This is a genomic window from Streptomyces aurantiacus JA 4570, from assembly GCF_000414115.1.
Classification (GTDB): domain Bacteria; phylum Actinomycetota; class Actinomycetes; order Streptomycetales; family Streptomycetaceae; genus Streptomyces; species Streptomyces aurantiacus_A.
In genome coordinates, this window is record NZ_AOPZ01000241.1 from 1 (window position 1) to 7,785 (window position 7,785).

Genomic DNA, 7,785 nt, shown 5'->3' on the forward strand with positions numbered 1-7,785 from the left:
CGCGGCAGCGGCGGGGGAACGGTTGCAGCCCCAGGCCGACGGTCAGGCGACCGTTTTGGGTTCCGCAGGCTCCGCCTGACCCGGGACGGCCACCGCGGCCGAGTCGCCGTCCGTGTTGATTCGCTCGATCAGAGCATCCCGCTCAGGCGTGTCCTCCGGCTTGATGTAGCCGATCAGGATGTAGAGGACCAGCGACACGGCGAGAGGGATGGATACCTGGTACTGGAGCGGCACGCCGCCGTCCACGTTCCAGTGGATGGGGTAGTTGACCAGCCAGAAGGCGAGCAGCCCCATGCTCCAGCTGGCGAGCGCGGCCGTGGGCCCGGAGCGCCGGAACTGCCGCAGCAGACCCAGCATCATCGGGATGGCGATGGGCCCCATGAGCCCGGCGACCCACTTGATGACGACGGTGATGATGTCCTTGAACGCGGGGGAGTTGACCTGCGTGGCCACGGCCATGGACAGGCCGAGGAAGATCACCGTGGTGAGGCGGGCCGCGATGAGCCCGGCCTGGTCCGTCCACGCCCGGGCCCTCTTCGACAGGACCGGCGCCACGTCCCGCGTGAAAACCGCCGCGATGGCGTTCGCGTCGGAGGAGCACATGGCCATGGTGTGGGAGAAGAAGCCGACGATGACAAGGCCCAACAGGCCGTGGGGCAGGAGCTGTTCGGTCATCAGGGCGTACGAGTCCGACCCGTCGGGCTTCTTCGCGTCGACGAGGAGCGGCGACATCCACATGGGGAAGAACAGGACCAGCGGCCACACCAGCCACAGGACGGCCGACAGCTTCGCGGACCGCGAAGCCTCGCGCGCGTTGGCGGTGGCCATGTAGCGCTGGGCCTGGTTGAGCATGCCGCCGTTGTACTCGAAGAGCTTGATGAAGAGGAAGGCGAGGAGGAACACCGTCCCGTACGGCCCCACGAGCGGCTTCGCGTGGCCGTCCAGCTCCGGGCGGTCCCACACCCCGAAGAACCCGCCGTACGGACCGAGCTCCGCGACGACCGCCACGAACATCGCGACACCGGCGAGGAGTTGGATGATGAACTGCCCCAGCTCGGTCAGGGCGTCCGCCCACAGACCGCCGATCGTGCAGTAGATCGCGGTGATCACGCCGGTGATGAGGATGCCCTCGTTGAGGGAGACGCCCGTGAAGACGGAGAGCAGCGTCGCGATCGCCGCCCACTTGGCGCCGACGTCCACGATCTTCAGGAGCATCCCGGACCAGGCGAGGGCCTGCTGGGTCTTCAGGTTGTAGCGGTTCTTCAGGTATTCGAGCGGCGAGGCGACATGCAGCCGTGAGCGCAGCCGGTTGATGCGCGGCGCGAACAGCCGGGAGCCGATGGCGATGCCGAGCGCGATGGGGAATGACCAGGTGATGAAGGAGGTGACACCGTAGGTGTAGGCGATCCCGGCGTAACCGGTGAACATCACCGCGCTGTACCCGGACATGTGGTGCGAGATGCCGGAGAGCCACCAGGGCATCTTCCCGCCGGCCGTGAAGAAGTCACTGACATTGTCGACGCGTTTGTGGGACCACACGCCGATCGCGACCATCACGCCGAAGTACGCGATGAGCACGGCCCAGTCGAGACCGTTCATTGCCCCTCCCAGGGGTCCGCCTTGTGAACTCGGTCAACTCCGCTGAAACGGCGCCCACTTCGCCCGTGCGGCGCCTGAACGGCCGCGAAGTGCCCGCTCATCGTCGGTTCGGCGGCAAGGCGCGGACAACCGCCCGCACGGTCAAGAGGAAGTAAAATCGTTCGAGTTGGCGACCTTGGTTCATGTACGTGACTGAGGAGGGGTAATGAAAGCCCCGAAGGGACCTCCGGTCGCGTGTGCCCTAGCGCATCAACTCGCCCGCGTTCACCAGTAGCGACTGTCCGGTGATGGCCCGCGCCCGGTCCGACGCGAGGAACACGCACGCGTCCGCGACGTCCCCGTCCGTGGCCAGCTCCGGCAGCGCCATCCGGTCCGTGAGCCGGCGCTTCACCTCCGCCTCCGGTACGCCCTCGGCGTGCGCGGTGAACTTCACGTACGCCTCCACCGGCGGCCCCCACATCCAGCCCGGCTGCACGGTGTTCACGCGGATCCGGTGCGGACCCAGCTCGCGCGCGAGGGAGTACATCGCCGAGACCAGCGCCCCCTTCGACGCCGCGTACGCCGCCTGCCGCACCTGCGAGGGCGCGGCCACCGACGACTGCGTACCGATGAGCACGACCGAGCCGCCGCGCTCCTTCAGGCCGGGCAGGCAGGACCGGGCCATCCGCAGCGAGCCGAGCAGGTTCACGTCCAGGACGCCGTCCCAGGCGGCGAAGTCCGCGTCCTCCAGACCGCCGAAGTAGCTGTCCCAGGCGGCGACCTGGACCAGCGCGTCGATCCGCCCGAACCGCTCGACGGCCAGGGCGGCGAGGGCGTCGCACTGGCTCTCGTCGGTGATGTCCGTCGCCCGGTACGCGACGCGCGTGCCGCCGGGGTCGAGCTCGGTGGCCGACTTGGCGAGGTTCGCCTCGGTGCGCGCGCCCAGAACGGCGTTCCCGCCGTCGCGCACCACGGCGGCGGCGACCTCGTGGCCGAGCCCCGCGCCGACCCCGGAGACGATCACGGTCCTGCCGTCGAGCAGTGACATGGGGAACCTCCAGGCTCTGGCAGTTTTCCTGACGGAGCGTCAGAGTATGGGCGTCCAAAGGAGGAAGGAAGAAGGAAGAAGGAAGGGGAAGCCGGTGACCGAGGACGCCACCAGGGAGTCACGCAGTGAGGCACGCGGCGAGACACGCAAAGAGACACGCAAAGAGACACGCAAAGAGACACGCAAAGAGACACACAGCGAGACCTATGGAGAGCTGGCCGCCGTAGGGCCCTACGGGGTGCGCCCGGGGCACGCCCTGATCACCATGGTCGAGCCGCATCCCGGCCAGGAGTACGCCTACAACCGCTGGTACGAGGACGACCACTACTACGCGGGCGCCATGGCGATGCCCTGGATGTACGCGGGCCGGCGCTGGGTGGCGACCCGCGATCTCCAGCTCCTGCGGCGGCCGGAGAAGTCGGCGGTCGCCGAGCCCGTGACCGCGGGCTGCTATCTGTCGACGTACTGGATCACCGAGGGCCGCTACGACGAGCACATGAAGTGGACCGTCGGCATCAACAAGCGCCTCAACCGCGACGGCCGCGTCCACCAGGCCCGCACCCATGTCTTCACGGCCTTCCAGGACCACGAGGCCACCGTGTACCGGGACGGCGCGGCCGGGCCGCGCGACTTCCACGCGCTCGACCATCCGTATCAGGGGCTCGTCCTCGAAGTCGTCGACGCCGAAAGCGCCGAGGGGCGCGCGGAGTTGCTGGAGTGGCTGGTGGCGCGGCGGCTGCCGCGCGCGCTCGCCGGGTCGCCCGCGGCGATGGCCGTGGTCTTCCGGCCGACGCCGCTGCCGGGGGACCGGATGACGTACGTGAAGCAGGTCGAGGGCGTCGACACGCGGCTGACGCTGCTGTGGTTCCTGGAGTGCGATCCGCGGGAGTGCTGGGAGGAGCGGTTCGCGGCGGGCGAGGGCGAGGTGGCGGAATCGGGGCTCGGGCGCCTTGAGTTGCTCGCGCCGTTCATCCCGACGGTGCCGGGCACGGACCGGTACGTCGACCTGCTCCGCTAGCGCGGGGCCCCGGGCCCGGACAAGGCCGAGCCCCCTCGGCCAGGACGGCGGACCAGTCGAGAGGGCTCATGCGGTGGTGCTATGCGGTTGTATCGGTACTGGCACGTATCACCGGCGGCCGTAAGACCCCTCGCGCACCACGGTCACGAAGGAGTTCCACGATTCGGCGGGGAACGCGATGACGGGACCGTCGGTGATCTTCGAGTCGCGCACCGAAATGGCGTGCGTCACGGGGGACTTGACCTCGACACAAGCGCCGTTCCCGGTGGAGTAGGAAGACTTGGTCCACGTGTGCGCGGCACCTTGCTGGATTGCCATGTTTGCTCCGTTTTGCCCAGTTGGTGAATTGCTGTTACCGCCTGTGAGCGGTAAGCGCCAACGTTCTTGCTGTTGGCGTGAATGACGCTACTCGCCAACATCGATCGGCGTAGAGGTCGTTCACTCAACCGGATGGCATATTCCAGGAGGGTCTTCCGTCGCGCTGTGGCGAAGGTGTACTGTGCGGCGATTTCGCACCCGACGTCAGCGGGCGTACTCCTTGGCGAGGTCCGCGATCAGCTGACGGGACTGCTCCACGTTCAGCGCCTGGGCCCGCAAATGCTCGTACATGACGCTGTACTGCTGGACGTCATTCGCCTTTTCCAGATACAGGTCGCTGGTGACACCCTCGATGTAGACGACGCTGGAATCCGACGCGTCCGGGAACTCGAGAATCGCGTACTGGCCGTTCAGGCCCGGATGCGCGCCCATGTCGAACGGGATCACCTGCACCGTCACATGCGGCAATTGCGACTTTTCCACCAGGTATTCGAGTTGTTCGCGCATCAGCGCGCGGGTGCCGACGACACGGCGCAGCGCGGATTCGTCCAGGACGGTCCACAGGCGCAGCGGATTCTCCGGCGCCGCGATGCGCTCCTGGCGGCGCATGCGGACCTGCACCCGTTTCTCGATGTCGGTCGGTGTTGTCTCCGGGAGCGCGCCGGTGATCAGCGCCTCCGCGTACGGCCTGGTCTGCAGCAGGCCGGGGACGACCTGCGGGTCGTACACGCGCAAGGAAGCGGCGTCCGTCTCCAGACCGATGTACACGCTGTACGGGATGTCGCCGAAGGAGTGCCACCAGCCCTGCTGGCGCGAGTCCTTGGCCATCTGCATCAGCGAGTCGACGATGCGGTGGTCCTCGACCTCGTACACCCCGCAGAGGTCGCGGACGTCGCGCTGACTGATCGAGCGGCGGCCGTTCTCGAGGCGGCTGATCTTCGACTGCGAGACGAGCAGGCGCTCCGCCACCTCCTCGGCCGTCATGCCCTTGAGCTCACGCAGCCGGCGCAGCTCCTGGCCGAGCCGGCGTCGCCTGACGGTGGGATTGACGTTGGACGCCACGGGACGTGCACCTCCGGCACTATGCCTCTACTTTGCGTGTCTGCTGCCATGCAGAGTGCCACCACGGGCCAACTCGCCGCTGGGAAACAGCAGAACAGCGGTGTGTGGGGGTGCCGGCGCGGTGTGCGCCGCGTGCGATGCCTCAACGGGCGTGCCGCGTGAGGCGGTTGCGGCCGCGCGGGCGAGGACGCCGTCCGTCCGTAGGGGACGGACCGGCGCCCTGCCCGCGCGGTCCAGCGGCTCCCGAACCGGGTCTGGGGGACTGCGGTGCGGCGCTGGGTGCTGGTGCCTGGCGGTGCTTCCGGTGGTGTGGCCGGACTTCAGTGGGCCACGGCGCGGGCCATGGCTCCCGCACCCCGGCGCGGCTGCATCGGAACCCTGCCTGGGTCCGGTGCGGTCCTCGCCGCCTGCGCGGGCTGGCGCCCGCCCTGCCCCGCGGTCGCGGGGCTGCGCCGCGGCTGTGCCGCGACACCGTTCTGGACGTCCATCACGGCGTGCGCCACGAGGCCGCCCATCGGGTCGTGCCTGATCAGATCCCGCAGCCGGGAACGGGACGAGCGGCCCTCGTTGCCCGGATACAGGTGCTTGCCGAGTCCGACCGCGTGGGCCAGCGCGGCGAGCGCCGCGGTCCGCGGGTCCGGCGGTACGCCGGTGCGGATCGCTGAGTCCAGCCGGGCCCTGATGTCCCGGCTGATCGCCGTCTCCGTCGCCTGGTAGCGAGTCGTCGGCAGTACTCCGCACATCTGGCCCGCCACGGCATGCACCATGCCGCACCGCTCCAGATGCGAGAGGTAAATCTGGCGCAGCCCCAGGCGGGGCCCGCCGATCCAGTGGACCGCCCGGACCGGGCTGCCGCGCCTGCGCAGCAGTTCCAGTGCGGAGTCCAGAGTCGGATCTCCGGTCGGCCGTGGCATCACCACGGCGATACGATCCCCGTCAGGGGCTATCCGTCCGGCCAGCGCCAGCTCCACTAGCTGTGCTCCGGCCAGACCGAGGTCGAGCGACTGCGGCTGCGCTGTGGTACCCGTGGCCGGGTCCAAAGCGAGCAGCAGAAGCTCCTCCGGAATTGTTCTGCGGCTCCTGCCCATCCATGCCTCCCCGCGTGGATGAATGACAGGGTGACCCCTCTCACATTGGTCTGTCGAGAGTGCGTGGGCGGTACGTACGGGAACCAGTAGGTATGTCGTTCTCGTCTACCACGGGGGTTAAGCCCTCACACAGGACACTGGTACATGGTTCGGACACGTTCGGACAGCGGGTCCGGGCGGATGATTGCGGCGGTGCGGCGCTTCGGCGTACGTAATGGCCGGACGTAACGGCGTGGCGAGCACGAGGAGGCATCGGTGGCGGGCGAGTTCCCCGACAGGTCGAAGACGGTTTCTGGCGGGGGCGCCTCGGACGGTGGGGCCGACGCTTCGTCCTCCCCGGCGTCCGGCTCCACGCCCTCCACGGCGTCCGGCTCCGCGCCGGGTGACGCCCAGGGGGACGCGCGGCTGCGGGCCGCGGTTGCCGCGTGGGTGGCGACGTCGGAGGGGGAAGGTTCCTCCTCCGACGCGGACGAGGGGTCGCCGGAGGCCGCCGACGGTGGGCGTGAGGAGGCCGCTGGGGGCGGCATAAGCGCAGCTCAGGGGGTTGGCGCCGATGCCGGGGCGGACGGCGACGCCGAGGGTTCCGCCGAGGGCGGCGGTGACGACGAGGGTGCCGCCGAGGGCGGTACCGAGGGTGGCACCGAGGACGAGGGTTCCGGCGCGGAAGGCGCCGGGGCGCCGGATTCCGCGGTCGACATGGCCACCGCCGTGTTCTCGGCGGCGCGTCCTGCCGCGACGGCGGACGAGGCGGAATCGGCCGCTGAGCCCGAGGCCGAGCCCGAGGCCGACTCCGAGGCCGAGCCCGGGGCCGACTCCGAGCCCGAGGGCGAGCCTGAGGCCGGGGCCGACTCCGAGGCCGAGGCCGCGAGGCCGAGGCCGAGCCTGAGGCCGGGGCCGACTCCGAGTCCGGGGCCGAGGCCGACGATTCCGGCTCCGGTTCTCGTGATCCTCGGGTCGACCGGGCCACGGCTGTGTTCAAGACCGTCCGGCCGGGCGAGGGTGCGAAGCCCGAGGCCGAGGACAAGCCGGAAACGTCGGGCGGGGCGGAGCCCCGCCGCCCGCTCGACCAGGCGACCGCCGTCTTCAAGGCGGTACGCCCGGACGCGGAGGCGGACGCCGAGGCGAAGGACGCGACCGGGCCCGCCAAGGACACGTCGGGAGCCGCCGCCGAGCGGGCCGATGACGCCGGGGACACCAAGTCCGAGCCCGGCGACGGGACGGCGAAGGACGCCGCCAAGTCGGGCAAGGCAGCGTCGAAGGGCGAGGCCAAGTCCGGGAGCGGCGGTGCCGCGAAGGACACCGGCGCGCCCGTCGACCAGGCCACCGCCGTGTTCAAGGCCGTGCGGCCCGCCTCCGCGGGGGTCGATCAGCCCACCACCATGCTCAAGCTCGGCGACGTCGCCGAGAGCGAGAAGGCGGCCGGGGCCGAGGCGGCGAAGAAGGCCGAACCCAAGGGCGCCGCCAAGGCCGAATCCAAGGCCGGACCCAAGGCCGGACCCAAGGACGCGCCCGAGTCCGAGTCCGAGCGGACCAGCAAGTTCGTCGCGCTGAAGCCGCTCGACGAACCCAGGGCCAAGCCCGCCGCGAAGCCCGCGACGGACCCGGCGGGCAAGCCGGGCGCCAAGCCCGGCACAGCCGGGGCGGCCGGAGCCGCAGCCGCCGGGACCGGGGCC

At 70.0% G+C, this 7,785-nt stretch carries 6 protein-coding genes and 1 pseudogene; 2 read left to right on the forward strand and 5 right to left on the reverse strand.

What is annotated here, in order from left to right:
* Nucleotides 1–42: 42 nt before the first annotated feature.
* Both STRAU_RS22995 and STRAU_RS23000 read right to left on the reverse strand, forming a co-directional pair.
* Nucleotides 43–1,599 carry a sodium:solute symporter family protein gene (locus tag STRAU_RS22995; RefSeq protein WP_016642777.1) on the reverse strand — a complete coding sequence of 519 codons (1,557 nt, stop codon included), beginning with the start codon at nucleotides 1,597–1,599 and terminating at the stop codon, nucleotides 43–45.
* A gap of 241 nt (nucleotides 1,600–1,840) precedes the next feature.
* Nucleotides 1,841–2,626 carry an SDR family oxidoreductase gene (locus STRAU_RS23000; RefSeq protein ID WP_016642778.1) on the reverse strand — a complete coding sequence of 262 codons (786 nt, stop codon included), beginning with the start codon at nucleotides 2,624–2,626 and terminating at the stop codon, nucleotides 1,841–1,843.
* Nucleotides 2,627–2,891: 265 nt separating this feature from the next.
* Between STRAU_RS23000 and STRAU_RS23005 the strand changes: the two genes are divergently transcribed.
* Nucleotides 2,892–3,644, forward strand: a complete 753-nt coding sequence (locus STRAU_RS23005) for a hypothetical protein (RefSeq protein ID WP_397892490.1) — start codon at nucleotides 2,892–2,894, stop codon at nucleotides 3,642–3,644.
* Nucleotides 3,645–3,752: 108 nt separating this feature from the next.
* Here STRAU_RS23005 and STRAU_RS23010 read toward each other — a convergent pair whose 3' ends face one another.
* The 3 genes from STRAU_RS23010 to STRAU_RS23020 all read right to left on the reverse strand — a co-directional run bounded on the left by STRAU_RS23010 (nucleotide 3,753) and on the right by STRAU_RS23020 (nucleotide 6,112).
* Nucleotides 3,753–3,962 (reverse strand): DUF397 domain-containing protein, encoded by a 210-nt coding sequence (locus STRAU_RS23010; RefSeq protein ID WP_037661278.1) that lies wholly within the window; start codon nucleotides 3,960–3,962, stop codon nucleotides 3,753–3,755.
* A 204-nt stretch (nucleotides 3,963–4,166) separates the two neighbouring features.
* Nucleotides 4,167–5,024, reverse strand: a complete 858-nt coding sequence (locus STRAU_RS23015; protein ID WP_016642781.1) for a helix-turn-helix domain-containing protein — start codon at nucleotides 5,022–5,024, stop codon at nucleotides 4,167–4,169.
* 320 nt (nucleotides 5,025–5,344) lie between these two features.
* Entirely contained in the window at nucleotides 5,345–6,112 is a 768-nt protein-coding gene (locus tag STRAU_RS23020) for a GOLPH3/VPS74 family protein (RefSeq protein ID WP_016642782.1), read from the reverse strand.
* Between the two features lie 971 nt (nucleotides 6,113–7,083).
* Here STRAU_RS23020 and STRAU_RS42440 point away from each other — a divergent pair.
* Nucleotides 7,084–7,785: pseudogene (locus STRAU_RS42440) on the forward strand (hypothetical protein); the annotation flags it as partial.